This window comes from Rhizobium sp. 2YAF20, assembly GCF_052114685.1.
Lineage (GTDB): Bacteria > Pseudomonadota > Alphaproteobacteria > Rhizobiales > Rhizobiaceae > Rhizobium.
Map to the genome: position 1 here is coordinate 73,277 of NZ_JBFRFF010000023.1, position 19,685 is coordinate 92,961.

General features: G+C 60.0%; 18 protein-coding genes. 12 read left to right on the forward strand and 6 right to left on the reverse strand.

Going from position 1 to position 19,685, the window contains the following annotated elements:
- Positions 1-4: 4 nt before the first annotated feature.
- From AB4Z52_RS23035 to AB4Z52_RS23055, 5 genes are read right to left on the reverse strand one after another with little or no spacing between them, the layout of a single operon-like run.
- The gene (locus tag AB4Z52_RS23035) at positions 5-1,384 is read right to left on the reverse strand and encodes a dipeptidase (RefSeq protein ID WP_442220219.1); all 1,380 of its coding nucleotides are present in this window, start codon (positions 1,382-1,384) and stop codon (positions 5-7) included.
- Entirely contained in the window at positions 1,381-2,139 is a 759-nt protein-coding gene (locus AB4Z52_RS23040) for an SDR family NAD(P)-dependent oxidoreductase (protein WP_442220220.1), read from the reverse strand. The genes AB4Z52_RS23035 and AB4Z52_RS23040 overlap by 4 nt, the downstream gene beginning before the upstream one ends.
- The gene (locus AB4Z52_RS23045) at positions 2,136-3,155 is read right to left on the reverse strand and encodes a ketopantoate reductase family protein (RefSeq protein ID WP_442220221.1); all 1,020 of its coding nucleotides are present in this window, start codon (positions 3,153-3,155) and stop codon (positions 2,136-2,138) included. Before AB4Z52_RS23045 ends, AB4Z52_RS23040 begins: the two co-directional genes overlap by 4 nt.
- Positions 3,152-3,853, reverse strand: a complete 702-nt coding sequence (locus AB4Z52_RS23050) for a creatininase family protein (protein WP_442220222.1) — start codon at positions 3,851-3,853, stop codon at positions 3,152-3,154. Before AB4Z52_RS23050 ends, AB4Z52_RS23045 begins: the two co-directional genes overlap by 4 nt.
- A gap of 21 nt (positions 3,854-3,874) precedes the next feature.
- Positions 3,875-4,885 carry a GntR family transcriptional regulator gene (locus AB4Z52_RS23055; RefSeq protein WP_442220223.1) on the reverse strand — a complete coding sequence of 337 codons (1,011 nt, stop codon included), beginning with the start codon at positions 4,883-4,885 and terminating at the stop codon, positions 3,875-3,877.
- 187 nt (positions 4,886-5,072) lie between these two features.
- Here AB4Z52_RS23055 and AB4Z52_RS23060 point away from each other — a divergent pair, with 187 nt between their 5' ends.
- From AB4Z52_RS23060 to AB4Z52_RS23115, 12 genes are all read left to right on the forward strand, one after another.
- Positions 5,073-6,650 carry an ABC transporter substrate-binding protein gene (locus tag AB4Z52_RS23060; RefSeq protein ID WP_442220224.1) on the forward strand — a complete coding sequence of 526 codons (1,578 nt, stop codon included), beginning with the start codon at positions 5,073-5,075 and terminating at the stop codon, positions 6,648-6,650.
- A gap of 77 nt (positions 6,651-6,727) precedes the next feature.
- On the forward strand, positions 6,728-7,666 hold the full coding sequence (locus tag AB4Z52_RS23065; RefSeq protein ID WP_442220225.1) for an ABC transporter permease: 939 nt from the start codon (positions 6,728-6,730) through the stop codon (positions 7,664-7,666).
- The gene (locus AB4Z52_RS23070; RefSeq protein ID WP_442220226.1) at positions 7,663-8,520 is read left to right on the forward strand and encodes an ABC transporter permease; all 858 of its coding nucleotides are present in this window, start codon (positions 7,663-7,665) and stop codon (positions 8,518-8,520) included. The genes AB4Z52_RS23065 and AB4Z52_RS23070 overlap by 4 nt, the downstream gene beginning before the upstream one ends.
- A 2-nt stretch (positions 8,521-8,522) precedes the next feature.
- Complete coding sequence (locus AB4Z52_RS23075) at positions 8,523-9,518, forward strand: ABC transporter ATP-binding protein (RefSeq protein ID WP_442220247.1); 996 nt, start codon at positions 8,523-8,525, stop codon at positions 9,516-9,518.
- Positions 9,515-10,546, forward strand: coding sequence for an ABC transporter ATP-binding protein (locus AB4Z52_RS23080; protein ID WP_442220227.1), 1,032 nt, complete (start codon positions 9,515-9,517; stop codon positions 10,544-10,546). The genes AB4Z52_RS23075 and AB4Z52_RS23080 overlap by 4 nt, the downstream gene beginning before the upstream one ends.
- Entirely contained in the window at positions 10,543-12,057 is a 1,515-nt protein-coding gene (locus AB4Z52_RS23085; protein WP_442220228.1) for a carboxypeptidase M32, read from the forward strand. Before AB4Z52_RS23080 ends, AB4Z52_RS23085 begins: the two co-directional genes overlap by 4 nt.
- A 165-nt stretch (positions 12,058-12,222) precedes the next feature.
- Positions 12,223-13,242, forward strand: a complete 1,020-nt coding sequence (locus tag AB4Z52_RS23090) for a substrate-binding domain-containing protein (RefSeq protein WP_442220229.1) — start codon at positions 12,223-12,225, stop codon at positions 13,240-13,242.
- Between the two features lie 237 nt (positions 13,243-13,479).
- Positions 13,480-14,412 (forward strand): sugar phosphate isomerase/epimerase family protein, encoded by a 933-nt coding sequence (locus AB4Z52_RS23095; protein WP_442220230.1) that lies wholly within the window; start codon positions 13,480-13,482, stop codon positions 14,410-14,412.
- A gap of 10 nt (positions 14,413-14,422) precedes the next feature.
- Entirely contained in the window at positions 14,423-15,547 is a 1,125-nt protein-coding gene (locus AB4Z52_RS23100) for a Gfo/Idh/MocA family protein (protein WP_442220231.1), read from the forward strand.
- A gap of 207 nt (positions 15,548-15,754) precedes the next feature.
- Positions 15,755-17,002, forward strand: coding sequence for an ABC transporter substrate-binding protein (locus tag AB4Z52_RS23105; RefSeq protein WP_442220232.1), 1,248 nt, complete (start codon positions 15,755-15,757; stop codon positions 17,000-17,002).
- 72 nt (positions 17,003-17,074) lie between these two features.
- Positions 17,075-17,962 (forward strand): carbohydrate ABC transporter permease, encoded by an 888-nt coding sequence (locus AB4Z52_RS23110; RefSeq protein WP_442220233.1) that lies wholly within the window; start codon positions 17,075-17,077, stop codon positions 17,960-17,962.
- A complete protein-coding gene (locus AB4Z52_RS23115) occupies positions 17,962-18,870 on the forward strand; it encodes a carbohydrate ABC transporter permease (RefSeq protein ID WP_442220234.1) in 909 nt (302 codons plus the stop codon). Before AB4Z52_RS23110 ends, AB4Z52_RS23115 begins: the two co-directional genes overlap by 1 nt.
- 57 nt (positions 18,871-18,927) lie before the next feature.
- On the opposite strand, the gene AB4Z52_RS23120 is transcribed toward AB4Z52_RS23115, so the two are convergent.
- A complete protein-coding gene (locus AB4Z52_RS23120; protein ID WP_442220235.1) occupies positions 18,928-19,479 on the reverse strand; it encodes a glutathione peroxidase in 552 nt (183 codons plus the stop codon).
- Positions 19,480-19,685: the final 206 nt, after the last annotated feature.

The window sequence follows — 19,685 nt, forward strand, 5'->3', positions numbered from 1 at the left end:
AAATTCAAGCGTGAGCGGCACCAAGCCTATCGAGCAACATCGCCCAGGCGGTGAGGCCGATGCTGAAATTCGCCAGCCGGAAGAATTCGTTTGGCGCGTGATAGTCCTCGTCAGAAGTGGAGAAGGAGAAGAAGATCGCCTCTCTGCCTAGATGTTTGCGGAACGACGCGCCGATCGGGATCGTCGCGCCCATCGCCACTCGCAGCGGCTTTTGGCCGAGCAATTCCGATAGCACGCCTTCTGCAATTTCCAGCGCTGGCAGCTTCGGATCGACAAAGAAAGCCTCGCTTCCAGGGCCATGTCTGTGGACTTGGAGCGCAAAGCCCGGTGGGAGACGGGATTTGAGATGTCTCGCAATCACCTCGACGACGTGATCCGGCTTCTGTCCCGCGATCAACCGGCAGGTGATCTTGGCACTGGCGGCGGAGGGGATGACAGTCTTGGTGCCTGCGCCCTGATAGCCGCCGGAAATGCCGTTGAATTCCAGCGTCGGTTCCAGCCATTGGCGGATGAGAAGCTTGCGACCCGAGGCGATCGGGTCCGGCAGGGGAGAGCCGATGTCGCGGTAATAGGCGTCGGTATCGAAGTTAGCTGCTTCGATGGCAGCGACAATCGTTGGATCGGGCGGGTGAGTGCCATCAAGGAATCCATCGACCGAGACGCGGCCGTCCTCGCCATGAAGCGAAGCAAGCAGCGATGCAAGGGCCGCGATCGGATTGGGCGCGCTGCCGCCATGCCGGCCGGAGTGTAGATCTTTCGATGCACCTTCCACGGTGATCTCAAGCGCCACGAGGCCGCGGCTTGCAACCGTCACCGAAGGTCTGTCCGGCCGCCACATGGCGCCATCGGCCGAGATGACGAGATCGCAGGCGAGGCGATCGGAATAGGCTTGAAGGGTCGCCTCGAAATGCGGACTGCCGGACTCTTCCTCGCCTTCGATGAGGACCTTGAGATTGACCGGCAGCTTGCCTGCGGTCTTTATGAAAGCCTCAGCCACCAGGATCGGAATGAGAAGCGGGCCCTTGTCGTCGGAAACGCCGCGGGCATAGAGCCGGCCGTCGCGCTCACTTGGCTCGAATGGCGGCGTCTTCCATTTTTCGAGCGGGTCCGGCGGCTGCACGTCGTAGTGACCGTAGACCAGAAACGTCGGCAGGGCTGCGTCAGAAATAATCTCTCCGAAGACGGCGGGATGTCCGCCGGTCGCCAGCAGCTCCACGCCCGAGAAACCGGCCCGCGTCAGCCGATCGGCAACAAACGCTGCGGCTTGCGCAATGCCCGCGGCATAGGCCGGGTCGGTGCTGACGCTCGGAATGCGGCAGAACGCCTTGAGATCGTCCAGCGCCTCGGCGAAATGCGCGTCGAGATAGGCTTGGATATCGCTCATTTGCCGCCATCCACGCTGATGACCTGGCCGGAGATCCAGTTGGCAAAATCGGAGGCGAAGAACATCACCATGGCGGCGATATCGTCGGGCACGCCGAGGCGCTTTAGCGCAATATTCTGCAGGAGCTTCACTTGGCCCTCTTCGCCCATCGCATCCCATTGGCGTTCGGTGGTCGGATTGGAGCGAACAAAGCCGGGCGCCACATTGTTGACGGTGATGTTCCAGGCGCCAAGTTCGTGGGCAAGCTGGCGCGTGAGGCCGATCTGGCCAGCCTTCGCACTGGCATAGGCCTGGATGCCCGTCAGCGAGATGCTAAGCCCGGCACCGCTCGATATGTTGATGATGCGACCGGATTTCTGCTTCTTCATGACAGGTGCGACCGCTTGCGCCATGAAGAAGGCGCCCGAAAGATTGACGTCGAAGATCGACCGCCAGTCCTGTTCGGATATCTCTTCGATCGGCCGGCCAACCTGACCCAGCACCCCGCCGGCATTGTTGACGAGAATATCGACCGTGCCTGACATTGCGGCAATTGCCGCCACCGTCTCCTGCACGAGGGTTCGATTGCCGACGTCGAGGATATGCGAGCGTGTCGTGGCCCCGCAGAGGGCGGCTGTTTCAGCTAGGCCCGCCTCATTGACATCGCAGAGGTGGACGATTGCGCCGCGCGAAGCAAAGGCCTGGGTTATCGCCCGTCCGAAGCCGTGCGCCGCACCGGTGACGATAACGGTCTTCCCGTTGAATTCGATGTTCATGCGACATCCCTTGCGAGCTCATCGAGATTGGCAAGATCAAGCGGCCGTTTGCCGTCCTCGATCTCGTGGATCATTGCAATCACCTTGGCGGCAAGCGGCGTCGGGATGCCGAGCGAATGACCGATTTCGACCACGGGCAGGACCTGCGCATCCACCTCGGTCTTGCGCTTGCGAACGGCGAGATCGCGCCAGATGCCGGAATGCGACTTCAGCGACTTTCTGTTGTGGGCCACCATCTCGTCGAAGGAACGGGTCGTCTCGGAAGAAGCGGCGGTCGGGGCGAATGCGGTCGGATCGAACCCATCGAACGCTTCCGGCACGACGTTGTTGGCGCCGGCGACCTTGCCGACCTCGAGCGCCAGGCGCGTCAGCACTGGCCGGTACTTCGAATTGGCAAGTACGTCGGCGATGCTGTCATTGGTCAGCGCCGTACCGAAGAGAAGCGCGCCGTAGATGAGCTTGCCCCAGAGATAGCCCCAGATATTGTCGGTCAGAACCGCCCTTGGTTCGAATTGGCGCAACATTGCGTAGATCGTCTCGATACGTTCCGTCAACTTGCCGTCCAGCTCGCCGACGACAACGGCGCCGTGGCCGCTATAATGCACGACGCCGGGCTTGAGGTAGTCGGCGCCGAAATTGACAAAGCACCCGATGACACGATGGATGCCGACGATCGGCGCAATCACGCGCTCGTTGAGACCGTTCTGAGCGGACACGACATAGCCGTCGGATGCCAGGTGATTGACCAACGCATAGCTTGCAGCTTCCGTATGGTGCGCCTTGACGCACAGGAAGATGCGCTCATAGGTACCTTCGAGGTCTTCGGGCAAAAATGCCTTTGCCGTTACCGTGTCCTCAAAAATCGGGCCTTCGATCCTGAGGCCGTTTTCATTGATGGCTGCCACATGATCGGCGGCATTGTCGACGAAGATAACGTCGTGTCCGGCGCGGATGAAGGCAGCGCCAAGCGTCCCGCCGATGGCGCCGGCTCCCCAGATGACGATCGGGTTGCTCATGCCCAGCCTCCTTCGAGAAGGGCACGGGTCTCCTTCACCGCGACCTCCCAGACGGCAAACATCTCCTGGTCGGATCGCTCATAATAGCCGCCGAAATTGCCGTCGCCGAGATAGGCCTTGACCGCATCCGGCCCCATCACCCGCATGCGGGCAAGATCGATCATCGGCTTTTGCTGGGTTGGCAGGGTCGTGCCGGGAAGACGCGTCCAGGGGAAGTTTTCCATCCATGAGGCGTGCGAGGCGACGGTGTCGATCTCTTGGACCTTGGCAAGCGTCTGCGGCGCGTTCCACCAGTTGTGGAACTTGACGGTCGTGCCCGGATTGTCGGCCATCCATTCGACGGCAAGGCTACCTGCAGGCTGGTTGCCGCCATGGCCGTTGACGATCAGAATGCGTCGGAAGCCCTGATGCTTCAGGCCATCGAGGATATCCCTGACGATACGGACATAGGTTTCCATCCTGAGGCTGATCGTGCCGGGATAGGCAAGAAAATAGGGTGTGATACCATATGCGACGACTGGGAAGACTGGAATGCCAAGGGGTTCGGCAGCGTCAGCAGCCACTTTTTCCGACAGGATACTATCGACCGAAAGCGACAGCTGGGCATGTTGTTCGGTGCTGCCGAGCGGCAAGATCGCACGGTCGTCGGTCTTGAGATAGGCTTCGATCTGCTGCCAATTGGCCTCTGAGATTTTCATGATGCGTTCCTCCGGTCTTTATCAGTCTATTGTTGCCGGCCGTTTTGGCGTCGGTGTCTCGGCTGGTTGCGGCTGAACTCCTGCAGCGCGAATGATCGGGACCACCACGCGCTCAATGTCGGCGGTGTCGGGTGCGTGCCGGAATTCTATTGCCTGCGTGCCCTCGGCAAGCCGGGAGAGGATACTCTCCGCACCGGAAGCGTAGATAACGACACTTGCCGTCGCCAGCAGTGCTTCCAGGCCCGGGGTTTCGAGTGTCGCCGCCGCGATCTCGCTGACATGCGGCGCAAAACGCTGCACGCCGCTCTTCATGATCGGAAGGAAATCCGGAAAGCGTGACACGACTGTGATCGACGTCAGCGAATCCAGTGAAGCCAGAGCCAGACGCGTTTCTTCGGACGGCGTGAAGCTGATGGTCACGACCTTGGTATTCGCCACCAGACCCGTAACTTCACGATGACGGTTGGCAAAGGTGATGGCTAGGTCCGCCGAGTTCGCCCGCGCCTTGGCCAGTGGCTCACGCTCAATGGCGGCCACGGTCAGCGGCTCAACGGTCACGCCGCGACCGAGCCTTGCTGCGATGAAACGGGCGTAGCTTGCCGTAGCCTCGGGAAATAGGCCTATCATCACGATCCGAAATCTCGGGCCGACGCTCTCGCGGTAGAAAACGCGAGAGGTGATCAACGAAACAAGTTCCGTCGAGCGGATGCCAAGCGCGTGGCTCTCGTCGATCAGCTGGTCGATGTGTCTGTGAATGCCGCTTGCATCGGCGCGGTTGGCAAGGCGCGTCTGAAGGCTGTCGGTCACGAACGTACCGGAGCCCGGCCTGGCGTCGATCAGCCCCGCAGCTTTGAGATCCGCATAGACCTGGCTCACCGTCATCGGAGCAACGCCGACCTTCTCGGCCATTTCTCGCACGGAGGGCAACATTTCGCCTGCAGTCAACTCGCCGCAGGCAATGCCGTATTCGATGAGACCCTGGAGCTGTGCGCGAAGCGGCACCGGAAGCTCGCGATCGATGAAGAACTCCATGTATGGATTCGATCTAGCTGTTATAGTGAACTATGACGATTATCCTGCATCCCCGACTTTAGCATGTCAATTGCTGTTTCAGCCTTCGTTGAAACATATAAGAATCCGATTGACTCTGTGGAAAACGCGTGAAATCGTTATAGCCAATAAGAACACTTACCAAATTTCTAATAACAAGGGGAATGTCATGAAAACGATCGCCAAGGCGGCTCTCGTCGCAGCACTTCTTGTCGGCACCAGCGCCTCGGCCTACGCCGTCGAGCGCGGCGGCACCATGACCTATGGCCGTTATGCCGATAGCCTTTTCCTCGATCCGGTCCTGAACGACGCCAATGTCGACATCTGGATCCTTTCCAACCTTTATGACACGCTCCTGCTGCCGACCGATGACGGCAAGGGCGTTCAGGCGGGCCTTGCAACCGCGTGGAAGGTCGCCGACGACGGCTTGAGCGTGACCTTGACGCTGCGCGACGGGATCAAGTTCTCAGACGGCTCGCCAATCACTGCGGAGGATGTCTCCTGGTCGCTGAAGCGCGCCGCAAAGGCTGATAACGGCATCTGGAATTTCATTGTCGGCTCTGTCGGCGACGTGACTGCAAGCGACGCGAAGACCATCGTCCTCAAGTTGAAGCACCCCGATCCGGCGATCCTGACGGCGCTTACGGTGTTCAACACCGGTATCATGCCGGAAAAGGCGTTCGAAGCCTCCGCCGGCGCCACCGATGCCGAAAAGGCAAAAGCCTTTGCCGAACATCCCATCAGCTCCGGGCCGTTCGTATTGCAATCCTGGGATCGTGGTTCGACAATGAAGCTGACGCGCAACCCGAACTATTGGGGCGTAGGAGAAGATGGCAAGCCGCTGCCCTATCTGGACGGCATTACTTTCGAGGTCATCCCCGACGACGCGACGCGCATCCTGAAGCTCAATTCGGGCGAACTTGATGGTGCCGAGTTCATTCCCTATTCGCGCGTCGACGAGCTGAAGTCCGCAAGCAATCTGGACATGAAGCTCTTTCCGTCGACGAGGGTCGAGTACATCACGCTGAACGTTCGCCCGCAGCTCGGCGGCAAGGACAATCCGATGTCCAACCCGAAGGTGCGCCAGGCGCTGAATTATGCGACCAACAAAGACGCGATCATTCAGATCGTTACCCATGGCGTCGGCACGCCGATGACATCCTACATGTCGACTGCGACGCCCTTGCATACCGGCAACAAGCCGCTCTTTCCCTACGATCTTGAAAGGGCAAAGGGCTTGATGAAGGATGCTGGCTTTGCCAGCGGCTTCTCGACGAGCATTCTGGTGCTTGCCGGCAACCAGGACGAAGTCGGTATTGCCACGGCCCTGCAGCAGATGTGGGCCCAGATCGGGGTGAAGCTGGACCTGCAGCAAGTTGATAATCCGAGCCGCACCCAGCAATATCGCGACGGCACCTTCACGATGCGTGAAGCGGCCTGGACCGACGATATCGCCGACCCGAACGAGATCACGTCCTATTTCGTCTATTCGCCGACGATCGGTGCGCTGCATACCGGCTGGAAGAACGACGAGGCGGACAAGTTATTCGATGCTTCGCAAAAGGAGATCGACGCGACGAAGCGCGCCGCGCAATACACTCGTATCCAGGAGATCTACAATGCGGACGGCCCGATCGTTCCGCTTTACGAGACGCCATATCCGGTCGCGCTGAACAAGAAAGTGCACGGCTTCCTGCAGATCCCACTTGGCAACAACATCTTTTCCAAGACCTGGCTGGACAAGTAATATCGGGGATCGGTGCGGACAGGCATGATGTCTGTCCGCGCCGGCTTTGATGCCAGCAGCAATTCAGGGGCGGGGATTTGCCACTTTTCAGTTTCATAATCCGTCGCATTTTGCAGATGATACCGACCGTGGTTTTCATCCTGGTCGTGACTTTCGTGCTGATCCGGCTTCTGCCGGGAGATCCGGCAAGCGCGATGCTCGGCGATCGCGCTCTTGATGCAGACGTCGCCCGCATCAATGCGAGCCTCGGGCTTGACAAGCCTGTAATCGTTCAGTTTTTCTATTTTGTCCGTCGCATCTTCACCGGCGATCTCGGCAATTCCATCAGTCTTAGAATTCCGGTGCTGCAGCTGATCGCCCAACGCCTCCCGGTCACCTTGATGCTGATCGGCATGGCAGCGGTAATTGCACTCTTCCTGGCCGTTCCACTTGCCTTCGTTGCTGCGCTCAGGCGCGAGCAGGCGCCGGATACCGTCATTCGCGGCGCCTTCCAGGTAGGCCTGTCGATGCCGGTCTTCTATATTGGCATTCTGCTGCTGACGCTGTTTGCTTCGAACCTGAAGTGGTTTCCGGTAGGCGGCTACGGCGATACGATCGGAAGCAAGCTCTACCACCTGTTTCTTCCGGCTGTGACCTTGGCATTGAGTTTTGCCGCAGTCCTCATGCGCAATCTGCGGGCGGCGATCATCGGCGTCATTAATGCCGAATACGTGGATTTCGCACGCTCAAAGGGCCTGCGCTCCCGCATCGTGTTGTTCCGACACGTGCTTCGCAATGCCCTGATCTCCACCGTCACTCTGTTTGGCCTGCAGATCGGCTCGCTGCTGGGGGGCGGGGTCATCACCGAGACCGTGTTTGCGGTTCCCGGCGCCGGCCGCCTGATGATCGACAGCATCTATGGCCGTGACTATCCCGTCCTCCAGGGATTGACGATCGCGCTTGCCGTCCTCGTCTCGTTGACCTTCCTTTTGACCGACATCGTTCAGGCGTGGCTCGATCCGAGGATCGCCCGATGACTGCTGCCGTTACCGATCTTCCGCTTGCAAAAAAGTCGCGCTTCAAGCCGGCTGCACTTCCGCGCACGCTGATCTCCGGCGGGATCATTCTCCTGTTCAGCCTGTTGCTCGCCTTCTTCCCGTCGTGGTTCGCACCCTATGATCCCACCGTGTTCGACTACAATGCCCTGCTCAAGGGGCCAAGTTGGGCACATCCTTTCGGAACGGACAGCTACGGCCGCGACGTCCTTTCTCGTGTGATCCACGCCTATACGATCGACATGCAGATCGCCGTGTTTGCAACGACCGGGCCCTTTATCATAGGCACGCTCGTCGGCGCGTTCGTCGGCTATGCCGGCGGGATCACCGAGGCCATTTTCGGCCGCGTTGTCGATGCCGTCGTTACCTTTCCCTTCCTCGTCCTCGTCATTGCCGTCGTCTCCGTCCTCGGGCCGGGGCTTGGAAATATGTATGTCGCAATCGGCGTCGTCGGCTGGGTGTTCTATGCAAGACTGGTCGCAGCCGAGGTCAAGGTGCAGAAGCGCCTCGATTACGCCGATGCCGGCCGGGTCATGGGCTACACTCCGATGCGCATCATCTTTCGCCACCTGCTGCCAAACGCGATCACCCCGGCAATCATCTACTGGATGACGGATATGGCGTTGGCCATCCTGCTCGGTTCCAGCCTCGGCTATCTCGGGCTCGGCGCGCAGCCGCCTTTGGCAGAATGGGGCGTGCAGATCGCCGACGGCAAGAACTTCATGACCACGGCCTGGTGGATCGCGGTTTTCCCCGGCGTGTCCATTGTCCTGACCGGCCTGGGCTTCAGCCTTGCGGGCGACGGCGTCGCCGAATTGTTGAGGGTGCGGCGATGACGATGGCAAGCGACAATGCCGGGCTGATCGTTCGAGGCCTGACCACCACTTTTGACACGGCACGCGGCACGGCAATCGCTGCCGCCGACGTCGACTTCGATGTGGCGCCGGGCGAGGTCGTCGGGCTTGTCGGCGAGTCCGGCTCGGGCAAGAGCGTCACTTTGCGCTCGATCATGCGGCTCATCCGCGAGCCCGGCCATGTTCGCGGGCGGGTCGAATGGGGCGGGCGCGATCTCGTGGCCATGTCGGACGAGGAACTCCGCCGCATTCGCGGCAGCGAGATCGCGATGATTTTCCAAGAGCCGATGACCGCGCTCAATCCGGTCCTGCCGGTTGGCCAGCAGATCGAGGAGAGCCTCGTCGCTCACACCAGCCTCAACCGGCGCGAGCGGCGGGCAAGGGCGCTGGAACTGATGAACATCGTCGGCATCCCGGCGGCGGAACGTCGGCTCGGGGAATATCCGCACCAGTTTTCCGGCGGCATGCGCCAGCGGGCGATGATTGCGATCGCACTTGCCTGTTGGCCGAAGTTGCTGCTTGCCGACGAGCCGACGACGGCGCTCGATGTCACCATCCAGGACCAGATCCTGAAACTCCTGCTCGACCTTCGCGACCGGCTCGCCATGAGCGTGGTGCTGGTCACTCACGACCTCGGCGTCGTCGCGGCGACCTGCGACCGCATGGCGGTGATGTATGCCGGCCGGATTGTCGAGACCGGCACCGTCGCCGATGTTTTCGCACAGCCGCGCCATCCCTATACGCGTGGCCTGCTAGGCTCTGTGCCACGGGGGCAGGCAGTGCGCACGATGCTGTCTTCGATCGACGGCACGCCGCCAAGCCTGACGGCGTTGCCGACGGGATGCGCGTTCCACCCGCGCTGCAGCTTTGCGACCGACGAATGTCGACGCGCGCGCCCGCCGCTTGCCCCGGTCGCGCCGGGAAGGCTTGCTGCCTGTTTCCACCATGAAGAGGTGGCTGCGATGGAGGCGATCGTATGAGCGTGGCAATTCCGATCATTTCAGTCGATGGCGTCACCAAGCGCTTTGCCGGGCCTTTCTCGCTGACACGACGGCTCGCGGGCAAACCGCCGCTTGCAGTTCATGCTTTGAGCAATGTTACGCTCGAGGTCCATCGTGGCGAAACCCTTGGCATCGTCGGCGAATCCGGTTGCGGCAAGTCGACCCTTGCGCGTTGCCTTGTCCGCCTGCTCGATCCCGACGAAGGCGCCATTCGCTTTGAAGGAAAGGACATCGCACAGTTGAAGCCCGCCGAGCGTCGGGGCTTCAATCGTCGCGTCCAGATGATCTTCCAGGATCCCTATAGCTCACTCAATCCGCGCATGACCGTCGCCCAGGTTCTAAGCGAGGCGCTGAACGTGCACGGGATGCGCCCAAAGGCGGAAATCCCCGGGCGCATCGCCGAACTGCTCGAACTCGTCCGTCTGCCGCAGGATGCGGCCGGCCGTTATCCGCACGAATTCTCCGGCGGACAGCGCCAGCGCATCGGCATCGCCCGTGCGCTGGCTGTCGAACCGGAAGTAATCGTTGCTGACGAACTGGTTTCGGCACTTGATGTTTCGGTGCAGGCGCAGGTGGTCAACCTGTTGCTTCAATTGCAGAATCAGCTTCGACTAACAGTCGTCTTCGTAGCGCATGACCTAAGGCTGGTGCGGCATATATCGCACCGCGTGGCCGTAATGTATCTCGGGCAGGTGATGGAGATCAGCCCGTCAGAGGCGCTGTTCACCGCACCGCGCCACCCCTATTCGAAGGCGCTTCTCGACGCCGCACCCGAGCTCGATCCGGCTCGTCGCAGCCGTGTGGCTGCAACGCGCGGCGAGTTGCCGAGCCCGCTGGACGTGCCGAAAGGCTGTCCGTTCGCTAGTCGTTGCCCGCATGTATTTGAGCGTTGCATCGCGCAGCGACCGGTGTTGACGCCGCGCGACCACGGCCAAAGTGCTGCTTGCCATCTGACGGAATTCGGCGCGCCCGAAGCGTCGCGGCTTCAGGAGGCCTTCATCCCATGAGCTTTGCAAACTTCGAAGCGGAAACCGCGAAGGTGAACGACATCCTTTGTGCAGTGAACCTACTGACATGGGATTCGCGCACCATGATGCCGCCGGTCGCGGTGGAGGCACGCGGCAAGCAGATCGCGACCCTTGTCGGCCTTGCCCGCGACCTTTCTACTGGCGAGACGATGCAGCGTGCGATCGAGAGTGCCCGTGTTGAGCTTGCGTACCTGCCGGCAGGCGATGTCCGACGACTGGCGGTGGAGCAGGCTGCCGCCTCCATCGGCACGTTGTCCCGGATTCCGGCGCGACTTGTCGCGGCCTCGGCGGAGCTGAAGACGCGGGCGCAAGCTGCGTGGGCCGCTGCGCGGGCGGCTAACGATTTTGCCGGCTTCGCGCCGATGCTGGAACGCTCAATGGAAATGCAGCGCGAGATCGCTGCCGCCATCGGCTTTGCCGAGCATCCCTACGATGCGTTGGTCGGCACCTACGAACCCGGCATGAGCTGGTCGCGGATGCGTGGTCTCTACGGGGACTTGCGCCAGGCGCTGGTGCCGCTGCTGGCGGAGGCAAAAGAGGCCCGCACAAGAGGCGACATCCTTGACCGCGCCTATCCGATCGAACAGCAGCGGGCCTTTTCGAGCGCGATGGCAGCACGGATGGGATATGACTTCAGGCGTGGTCGCCTCGATGACACTGTTCATCCGTTCGAGATTTCGTTAACGCGCTCGGACGTGCGCATCACCGCTCGCTTTCGCGAGACCTGGCTGCCGGGCGGCCTCTTTGCCGTCTGGCACGAGGCCGGTCACGGGATCTACGAGCAGGGTATCTCGGAAGACTTCTCGCGCTCTGCCTTCACCACCGACTTCGTCAATCTCTATGCAGTCGGCGGTGCGAGCTTCGGGATGCATGAATCGCAGTCCCGCCTTTGGGAAAACCGTGTCGGGCGGTCACGGCGCTTCTGGGATCTGCATTTCAACGAGCTCAGAGGGACATTTCCCGATCAACTTTCCGATGTATCGACCGACGATTTCTGGCGGGCGGTCAACGCTCCCCACCCGAGCTTTATCCGTGTGGAAGCCGACGAGCTTACCTATGATTTCCACATCATGCTGCGCTCCGAAATCGAAGCGGGGCTGATGGCAGGCGAGACCAGGGTGCCGGATTTGCCGGCGATCTGGAGGGAAAAGATCAAGGCCTACCTCGGCCTCGATGTGCCGAACGATACGCTCGGCGTCCTCCAGGATGTGCATTGGTCGTCCGGCATGGTGGGATCGTTCCCGACCTACACACTCGGCAACATCATGTCGTCCCAGCTGTTCGCCGCAGCCTTGAAGGAGGCCTCGATCGAAAAGGGGCTCGACGAGGGCGACTACGCGTCCCTTAAGAGCTGGCTGAACAGCAATGTCCACCAGTTCGGGCGATCGAAAACGCCAAGCGAGATCCTCATGGCCGCGACAGGCGCCGATTTGTCGGCCGAGGCTTACATTGCCGATCTTACGCAAAAGGTTGCCGATCTGACAGCTTGAGTTCGCTGCGGCGACGACCGCAGGAAGCTTCCCGACAGCCATTGAGCTTGCAGCCATTTCAGCGACGAGGCATTGTCACCGGCAAAGCATCGGGAGCCCAAGGAATTGCCGAAACAGCATGGATCTTTGTCAGTGCGAGGGGTGAGGCGGGATCCGGGCAGGCGTGTGACCTTGCGTACCGTCGCCACCGCGCTCGGCCTCTCGGTGACGACGGTCAGCCGAGCCCTGAAGGAGGGGCCCGAGGTCAACGGCGAGACCATCGAGCTGGTCAAGAAGGTCGCGGCCGAACTCGGCTACCGCCCTAATCTCGGGGGCCTCAATCTGCGCACGGGCAAGACCAATGCCATCGGCATCGTCCTGCCTTTCGAGCGCCAGGGAGATATGAACATCGTGGTATCCTCGCTGGTCGAGGGCGTCTCCAGCCGCATGAAGGCGCTCGGATATCGCACCACGGTCGTGCCTCAGCTCCAGGCCGACGATCCGCTGCAGATCGTGCGGGATCTCGTCGAGGAAGGCTCCGTCGACGGCGTGATCATCACGCATACCCGGCCGCAGGATAACCGGGTCAGATATCTGCTCGAAGCCGATATTCCCTTCGTCACCTTCGGGCGCACCGAACTGTTGAGCGCGCATCCGAGCGTCGATATAGATCACGAAATGGTGGGAGAGACGGCGGCCCGCATGCTTCTCGATGCGGGTCATTCGGCCCCGTTGCTCATCGCACCATCGAGCCAGTTCACCTACAGCCTGCAGTTCGTCAAAGGGTGGACGAAAGCCTTTACCGCGCGCAATCTTAGCGTCCCCGACAATCTCATTCACTTCACGCCGACGACGCCGAACAGCGGCCGGGACATCGCCACGAACATCGCGGCCTGGCATCCGCAAGCGACGGCTGCCTTTGTCGCAAGCGAAGAAGCGGCCCTGGGGTTTCTGGCGGGGCTACGCATCGCCGGGCGCGAGGCGGGCAGGGACTTTGCCATCGTCACCTATGGCGGCACCAAGCTGCACGACTTCTTCAACCCGCCGCTCAGCGCCTTCTACTATTCGAACTATCTGATTGGCGAGCGGTTGGCTGGCCTGTTGCACAGGTCGATTGCCGGTGAGGATGTCACAGACCTAAGGGAGCTTGTTGTGGCGGAGTTTATCGATCACCGCAGCCAATTCCTGACAATCGCTGCGGCCTGAGCCCGCAGACTCGATCCTGCCGGAAAAGCGCAATTCGTAACGTTACAATTACTGCATCCGCGTTCAATAATTGTTGCTTTGCAGTATCGATGCAAGATTGACAAGACCGCCTTTATCTATCATTCGTAACGTTACGAATTTCAGATCAGCGACATTTTGAGTCCCGATCTGCCATAGAGTGACGAGGCAATGGTCCGGTGTCGAAGGTTGAGCACTGGTGCCGCCAGGGAGGACGATGTGGCCCCGACTTCGCTTTTTTTCGGATCGACGATCTGGACATTCAACTGGAATCCGCCCTTTGAGGCGCTCCTCAAGCGGCTTGCCAGGACCGGCTGCAAGGGGTTCGAACTGACCGCGTGGTCGGTCGAGATGCTTGGCGAATACTACACGTCAACTAAGATACGCGAACTGAAAGCGCTCGCCGACGGCGAGGGGCTGACGCTGACCAATTTCTTCTACAATCTGCCCTTCAGCTACAACGCGGGAGCGCCATGCTCCACCGTTGATCTCAATGCCTACAGGCGTGGCGTCGACGTCGTTGCCGAGATCGGATCGCCGATCATGACCAGCATGACGCCCTATCCATTTGAATCGGAGATCCGTCCCATTCTGCAGCGGCCGACATCGCAGGAGTGGACCGCGAAGGTCGAGCCTGAGTGGAACTGGACGGCGGAATATGATGCCGTCGTCGACGGCTTCGCCAGGGGCTGCGAGATCGCGGCAAACGCCGGTATCCGCGTAGCGGTCGAACCCCATCCCTATCGCTGGGTGAGTTCCGGCCAAGGCATGCTGCGACTAATCGAGCGCACGGGCGCTGCCAATCTCGGGCTGAACTTCGATCCGAGCCATCTTTTCCCTGCCGGCGACATGCCGCACTATGTCGTGCTTGCGCTCGGCGACCGCATCTTCAACACGCATTTTTCCGACAACGAAGGCCACACAAACGCCCATTGGCGACCCGGGCGAGGCAAGATCGACTGGAAAGCGATCTTCGCGGCACTTCGAACCATCGGCTATGCCGGCCCGATCACGCTCGAATTGGAAGATGCACCCGGGGCATCGCACTGGACCCATATGCGGGAAGCCACGCCCGAATTCGACGACGAGATGCGGCGCGGCATCAACTACCTGCGCGATTGCGCGGCCGAACTCGATATTCCCATCTCATGAGGACACGATCATGGACACCCAAAGCCCAATGAAGGTCGGTATCGTCGGTGCCGGCAACATCAGTGCCACCTATGTCGCGACGCTGCATATGTTCAATTTCATTCGCGTGAAGGCGATCTACGACGTCTATGAAGAGGCAGCCAAGACGGTTGCCGCACAGTTCGGCCTGCAGGCAGTCTCCCTCGACGCGATGCTCGCAGACCCCGAAATCGGCCTGATCATCAATCTGACCACGCCGACATCGCATTATGCCATCAGCAAGAGAGCGCTTCTGGCCGGCAAGCATGTCTATTCGGAAAAGCCGCTCGGCGTCAGCATGGAGGAGGCCGAGGAACTCATGGCAATCGCGCGCGCCGGCGATCTGCGTCTTGGCTGCGCGCCGGACACCTTTCTCGGAGGCGGCCACCAGCTGACGCGCCGGCTCTATGACGAAGGCCGGATTGGCAACACGGTTTCGGCAACGGCGATGCTGCTTTTGCCAGGCCACGAACACTGGCACCCCAACCCTGCATTCTTCTATGGCCGCGGCGGCGGACCGATGCTCGATGTCGGCCCCTACTACGTGACCAATCTTATCGCTCTGCTCGGCCCGGTTCGCGAGGTGTTCGGCATGGCCAAGATCACCCGCATCGAACGGAAGGTCAAAACCGACCCACGTCGCGGCGAGACCATCAAGGTTCTGGTTCCAACGCACCTGACCGGCGTCATGCAATTCCACAGCGGCGCGACCATTACCATCGCGACCAGCTTCGACGTGATCAAGCACAAGCATAACCAGGTCGAGATTTACGGTTCCAAAGGCACAATGGTAACGCCAGATCCCAACAATTTTAGCGGCAAGGTGGAAATCTTCGAGGATGGCGGCGACGAATGGCAGGACATTCCAGTCGATCATCCCTACACGGAGGGCGTCCCAGGACATCTCGGACTGCGTGGCCTCGGTGCTGCCGAAATGGTGGATTCCCTTCGCGCCGGCCGTCCGCACCGTGTGTCGGCGGAACTTGCCTTCCACGCGCTTGAAGTCATGACGGCTTTCGAGCGCTCGGCCCAGTCGCGCAAGGTGGTCGCTATCCATAGTAGCTGCGGACGTCCGGACCCAATTCCGCAAAAGGTTGAAAAAGGGCGTTTCACTTGAGAAGAGAATATGAATAGATTGCTTGTTAGCGGTCCTTCCAGACAGCGAGATTGATAAACGGCAAGCGCGAAGAATATCGCATTTGGCGGCCTTCGAACCGGGAGAGGAGCCCGTCGAGGTCCTGGAGGGAGAATTTTGATGGCTTGTGCCGCGGGGCACGGCGATTGAACAGGCGTCTCGTGGCGTCACAAAAAGGAGGAGGAGCATATGCGTAATTTTCTAATGGCATTGATCGGGGCGACCGCCCTGATCACCGTCGGCGTCGCAGGCGCCCAGGCGGAAGGAAAAAAGGCCGAAGTTCTCCATTGGTGGACGTCAGGCGGCGAATCTGCTGCCGTGCGCGAATTGGCCAACGCGTTTAACGCTGCCGGCGGCGAGTGGGTGGATACCGCTATCGCAGGTTCCGGATCGACAGCCCGCCCGATCGGCATCAACCGCATCGTCGGCGGAAACCCGCCAACGGCAATGCAGTTCAACACCGGTACGCAGATGAACGATCTTGCCGAACAGGGCCTGCTTCGTACGCTCGACGATCTCGCGCAGAAACAGGACTGGAAAACCGCCCTCACGCCCGCCTTCTACAACGCGATCCAGTACAAGGGTCACATCTACGGCGCTCCGATCAACGACCATGGGCAGAACTGGCTGTTCTATTCCAAGACGGTCTTCCAGAAGGCCGGAGTAACCGACGAGCCCAAGACCTGGGACGAAATGTTTGTCGCTCTCGACAAGATCAAGGCAGCCGGCCTCATCCCGGTTGCGGTCGGCGGTCAGCCATGGCAGCTGCAGCTTATGTTCAACTCCATTCTTCTCGGTGACGGCGGCAAGGAGCTTTTCTCGAAGGTCTACAAGGATCTGGATCCGGATGCGGTGAAATCCGACAAATTCAAGCATGTCGCGGAAGTCTTCGCCAAGCTGCGCAAATACCAGGACGAAGGCAGCCCGAACCGTGACTGGAACGTTGCAACCGGCATGCTGGTCGACGGCAAGGCCGGCATCCAGTTCATGGGCGACTGGGCCAAGGGCGAGTTCATCCATGCCGGCTTAGTTGCCGACAAGGACTTCGGTTGCATCCTAGGACCGGGTGAATCCAACTTCATGATGGGCGGCGACATCTTCGTGTTCCCTGTCCTCAAGGACGCGAACGCCGTCGAAGCGCAGACCCTGCTTGCAACGGTCATCATGTCCAAGGAGGGCCAGCTTGCCTTCAACTCGAAGAAGGGCTCCGTTCCGGTCCGCCTCGATGTCGATACGTCGAAGCTCGATGCCTGCGCGCAGAAGGGCCTGAATGTCCTCAAGGACCCAAGCCGCCAAATTCTGGCTGCCGACGTGCTGACGAGCCAGGACGTGCTGCAGAGCCTGAGCGACCTTGTTGCCCAGTACTGGACGACGCCGGCGATGACCTCCGATCAGTTCGCTGATGCTTGGGTCAAGGTCGTCGAACAGGCCAAGTAATCCCGATCCGACAGTTCTACGGCGGCAGAAGGTTTCTGCCGCCGGTTTCCGTCTTCGGAAAAGGAGCTAAACATGAAGCCCATGCGCAAGCGCAAGATTTCTCCTTATATCGCGCTATTTCCAGCCTTCGTCATCGTCCTGTTTGCCTATGTCGTGACCGTGATCTGGAACATCTGGATATCGTTCACCGATTCCAAGCTTCTGCCGGTCAATACCTTCATCGGTTTCAAGAACTACGCTCGCCTGTTCGACACCGACCGCTGGGACATATCGCTGCAGAATGTTGTGATTTTCGGCATCCTGTTCATCATAGGCTGCCTCACGCTCGGCTTCCTGCTCGCGGTCATGCTTGACCAGAAGGTCCGGTTCGAAAATACGTTCCGCACGATCTTTCTTTATCCCTTTGCCATGTCCTTCATCGTGACGGGCCTCGTCTGGCAATGGATCATGAACCCGACGCTCGGCCTGCAGAAGGTTGCCGATCTCTGGGGCATGGATTGGTTCCGGTTCGACTGGATCGTTCGCGGCGACCTGGCGCTCTATGTCATAGTGCTTGCCGGGATCTGGCAATCCTCCGGCCTGGTCATGGCGATCATGCTGGCCGGTTTGCGCGGTGTCGACAGCGAACTTTGGAAGGCGACGCGCATCGACGGCATACCGACATGGCGGGTCTACCTGCACATAGTCTTGCCGATTCTCAGGCCGACAATCATCACGGCGACGGTCCTTTTGGCGATCGCGGTGGTCAGGGTCTATGAGCTGGTGCTGTCGACCACTGGCGGCGGCCCGGGAATTGCAACCGAAGTGCCGGGAAAATTCATCATGGATTATCTGTTCGGCCGCGCCAATATCGGCCTTGCGACGGCCGCGTCGAGCGTGATGTTCGTGACCGTCGTCATCCTTGTAACGCCGTGGCTCTACTACGAATATTTCCGCGAAAAGCCGAGAGGGTCAGCCTGATGACGGTGATATCTTCCTCCATTCCCCTTGCCGACGGTCCGACGGGGCGAAAGCCGCAGCGTTTTTCTCCTGCCCGTATCGGCGTCTATGCATTTCTCATCATGGCGGCGGCTTTCTTCCTGCTGCCGCTCTATGTGATGGTTATGACGTCGTTGAAATCGATGCCCGAGATAAGGCAAGGCAATATCTTCGCCCTGCCGCAGGTCTGGAGCATCGACGCCTGGATCCAGGCGTGGAGCACCGCATGCACGGGGCTCAATTGCGGCGGCATCCGCGTCGGCTTCTGGAATTCCGTAAAGATCCTGATCCCGAGCATGATCCTGTCGATCTTCATCGCGTCGCTGACAGGCTATGCGCTGTCCTTCTGGCGGGTCGCAGGCGCGAATGTCCTCTTCGCCGTGCTGTTGCTCGGCGCCTTCATTCCCTACCAGGTCTTCCTTTATCCCCTAGTTCGGCTCTACGCCGGCATCGGCATCTATTCGACCTTGCCCTGCATCATCATCACGCACACCGTCTTCGGCCTGCCGGTTTTGACGCTGCTGTTTCGAAACTACTATGCCAGCCTGCCGCTTGAGCTCTTCAAGGCGGCCCGCGTCGATGGCGCCGGGCTTTGGCAGATCTTTTTCCTGCTGATGTTGCCGATGTCGATCCCGATCCTGGTGGTGGCCGGCATCCTGCAGGTCACGGGCATCTGGAACGACTTCCTCTTTGGCGTGGTATTCGCGGGCCGCGAAAACCTACCGATGACGGTGCAGCTCAACAACATCGTCAATTCGACGCAGGGCGAAAAGCTCTACAACGTCAACATGGCCGCAACCATCCTGACGGCACTTGTGCCGCTCATCGTCTATTTCGGATCGGGGCGGTGGTTCGTGCGCGGTATTACGTCTGGTGCCGTGAAGGGCTGACGAACCCGCTATCGAAAGTCTGGCCTGCGGGCGCGAGCGCATCGCAGGCCAGAGGGTTTAATTGGCTTTTGCCAGTTCCCGGTCGACGACGGCCAGAAAGCGCTGATCGTCGGCGGTGACGTCAGGCGCAAAACGGGCGGCCACCTTCCCGTCGCGGCCAATCAGGAATTTTTCGAAATTCCAGAGAACCTCGCCCTTGTCGCCGGTCTCGATGCCATGACCGTTCAAGCGGTCGCGCATGGGACCTTCGCCAATGGCTTCAGGAGCGGCGGCGGTCAGCTGGCGGAAAAGCGGATGCTTCTCCTCGCCTTTCACCGAGATCTTCGAGAAGATCGGGAATTTCACATCATAGGTGCTGGTGCAGAATGCGACGATCTCGTCATCGGTGCCCGGTTCCTGGCCCTTGAAGTCGTTGGCTGGAAAAGCCGCGATCACGAAGCCGCGGTCTCGCTTGTCTTCGTAAAGTTTTTCTAGTCCTTCATATTGCACGGTCAGGCCGCATTTCGAGGCAACGTTGACAACGAGGATGACCTCTCCCCGATAGTCGCTCAAGGTGGTCTCGTGCCCGTCGGCCCGTTTCACTGGAATATCAAGCAGCTTGTCACTCACAAGTTCACTCCCGTTTTCTAATGTTGTTCCGCCAACCTCGGTGTTGCCTGCAGGGTCGTCAAGGTCAGGAGCCCGCAAATCAGGCGTGATGTGATCGACGCGAGCGCAACAAGGTGTTGAGCCATCGGCGAAATTTCTAATATTCATAAAAACGTGAACGCGTGATTGCGCTTTCGGAAAGTCAGCCGATTGACATCCGCGCGAGC

Coding starts and splice junctions, on each gene's coding strand:
- AB4Z52_RS23035 (WP_442220219.1), bottom strand. CDS start 1,384: ATGAGCGATATCCAAGCCTATCTCGACGCGCATTTCGCCGAGGCGCTG.
- AB4Z52_RS23040 (WP_442220220.1), bottom strand. CDS start 2,139: ATGAACATCGAATTCAACGGGAAGACCGTTATCGTCACCGGTGCGGCG.
- AB4Z52_RS23045 (WP_442220221.1), bottom strand. CDS start 3,155: ATGAGCAACCCGATCGTCATCTGGGGAGCCGGCGCCATCGGCGGGACG.
- AB4Z52_RS23050 (WP_442220222.1), bottom strand. CDS start 3,853: ATGAAAATCTCAGAGGCCAATTGGCAGCAGATCGAAGCCTATCTCAAG.
- AB4Z52_RS23055 (WP_442220223.1), bottom strand. CDS start 4,885: ATGGAGTTCTTCATCGATCGCGAGCTTCCGGTGCCGCTTCGCGCACAG.
- AB4Z52_RS23060 (WP_442220224.1), top strand. CDS start 5,073: ATGAAAACGATCGCCAAGGCGGCTCTCGTCGCAGCACTTCTTGTCGGC.
- AB4Z52_RS23070 (WP_442220226.1), top strand. CDS start 7,663: ATGACTGCTGCCGTTACCGATCTTCCGCTTGCAAAAAAGTCGCGCTTC.
- AB4Z52_RS23075 (WP_442220247.1), top strand. CDS start 8,523: ATGGCAAGCGACAATGCCGGGCTGATCGTTCGAGGCCTGACCACCACT.
- AB4Z52_RS23080 (WP_442220227.1), top strand. CDS start 9,515: ATGAGCGTGGCAATTCCGATCATTTCAGTCGATGGCGTCACCAAGCGC.
- AB4Z52_RS23085 (WP_442220228.1), top strand. CDS start 10,543: ATGAGCTTTGCAAACTTCGAAGCGGAAACCGCGAAGGTGAACGACATC.
- AB4Z52_RS23100 (WP_442220231.1), top strand. CDS start 14,423: ATGGACACCCAAAGCCCAATGAAGGTCGGTATCGTCGGTGCCGGCAAC.
- AB4Z52_RS23105 (WP_442220232.1), top strand. CDS start 15,755: ATGCGTAATTTTCTAATGGCATTGATCGGGGCGACCGCCCTGATCACC.
- AB4Z52_RS23110 (WP_442220233.1), top strand. CDS start 17,075: ATGAAGCCCATGCGCAAGCGCAAGATTTCTCCTTATATCGCGCTATTT.
- AB4Z52_RS23115 (WP_442220234.1), top strand. CDS start 17,962: ATGACGGTGATATCTTCCTCCATTCCCCTTGCCGACGGTCCGACGGGG.